Source organism: Leisingera sp. F5, from assembly GCF_001593695.1.
This window is the reverse complement of record NZ_LUKH01001019.1, coordinates 1-1,347: the sequence shown is the minus strand read 5'-3', so window position 1 is coordinate 1,347 and position 1,347 is coordinate 1. Positions and strand designations below refer to the sequence as shown.

General features: G+C 55.1%; 2 protein-coding genes and 2 pseudogenes. 1 reads left to right on the top strand and 3 read right to left on the bottom strand.

Going from position 1 to position 1,347, the window contains the following annotated elements; all coding sequences use genetic code 11:
- A pseudogene (locus tag A2I95_RS38445) lies at nt 1–124 on the top strand (flagellar biosynthetic protein FliP); the annotation flags it as partial.
- 23 nt (nt 125–147) lie between these two features.
- Here A2I95_RS38445 and A2I95_RS38440 read toward each other — a convergent pair.
- The 3 genes and pseudogenes from A2I95_RS38440 to A2I95_RS38430 all read right to left on the bottom strand — a co-directional run.
- A pseudogene (locus A2I95_RS38440) lies at nt 148–626 on the bottom strand (transposase); the annotation flags it as partial.
- A gap of 10 nt (nt 627–636) precedes the next feature.
- On the bottom strand, nt 637–798 hold the full coding sequence (locus A2I95_RS38435) for a hypothetical protein (protein WP_291737659.1): 162 nt from the start codon (nt 796–798) through the stop codon (nt 637–639).
- A gap of 163 nt (nt 799–961) precedes the next feature.
- The coding region (locus A2I95_RS38430; protein ID WP_291737658.1) for a flagellar basal body P-ring protein FlgI at nt 962–1,347 on the bottom strand (386 nt) is incomplete at its 5' end.

Below are 1,347 nucleotides of genomic sequence, written 5' to 3'. Positions count from 1 at the left end.
GTCCATGGGGATGATGATGGTGCCGCCTGCTATCGTGTCCCTGCCCTTCAAACTGGCATTTTTTGTAGTTGCAGATGGCTGGAGCCTGATCGCCACTGCTCTGGTACGCAGCTATTACCCCTGAACCCTGCCAATGGTCTGGATAAGGTAGTCCTGCACATTGCGCAGATACAAAAAGCACAGGCCAAAGCCCCAACTGCGTTTGATTGCGATCAGGCGTTTCAGCCAATCGGCAATCTCCTCGTTCTCGTCACTCAGGACAGGGCTGTAGCGATTGAGGGCTGTAGCGATAGCAGGTCTCGCTGACTTGAAAGGCCCGGCAGGCCAGTGCGATACTGACCCCATGCTATGCGGCCGCATTCGCGGCCGCCTCTCGCCTATGAGACGGCCTTAACGCTTTTTTTTCAAGAGCTTCCTTCTGCAACTCGTTCTGCATGCTCACCTCGGCATACATCTTCTTAAGACGCCGGCTCTGTTCCCCATGTCTTTCATCTCAGCGATCAAAGAAGCGTCCATGCCGCCGAATTTGGCCCGTCACTTGCAGAAACTTGCATAGCTCATCCCATGTCCCCGGCACAGTTCAGACACCGGTACACCGCCCTCTGCCTGCTTCAGGATGCCCAGATCTGTGAGTCGCTAAATCATCCGTTCTTCATTCAAAATCTCCTCAGAGATCTTGCCGGGAGAATTCCACTCTTGAACACCGTTGATTTCAGGGTGGATTACCGATGGACTGACCGCTTTCGAAGCTGCCTGTGGCGAGGCGTTGTCCCGCATCGCTAACACCGCCAGTGTCATTCTCAAAATCCAGGCACGGCATCGGGATCCGTCGCCGCATCCGGCACGACAGTTATGGGGGCTTGTTAAATATTCTACGTCCCGCCGGCATGTCGCGATACACAAAAAAGCCCTGGCTGTTGCAAGCAAAGCCAGGGCTCTTCACTAGTCTGCTTTAACTACCCTAACGGACGACAAATTCTGCATGCAATGCGCCGGCCGCTTTCAGGCTTTTGAGGATATCGATCATGTCCCGCGGCGACACGCCCAAGGCATTCAAACCTGCCACGACTTCGGACAGCGAAGTCGTCTCCGGCACTTCGGCAAGTTGGACGCCCTCTTCTTCCTCAATAGCTGCACCTGTGCGCGGAACAACAACCGTTTCGCCATTTGCGAAGGGATTGGGTTGCACCACCAACGGTGTCTCTTCGATCCGCAAAGTGAGGTTTCCTTGAGCCACAGCAACACGGGAAATCCGTACATCGCTGCCCATCACGATCGTACCGGAACGCTGATCCACCACAACCCGCGCCTTGCGCTGAGGTTCAACCAGGATGTTCTCGATCCGTC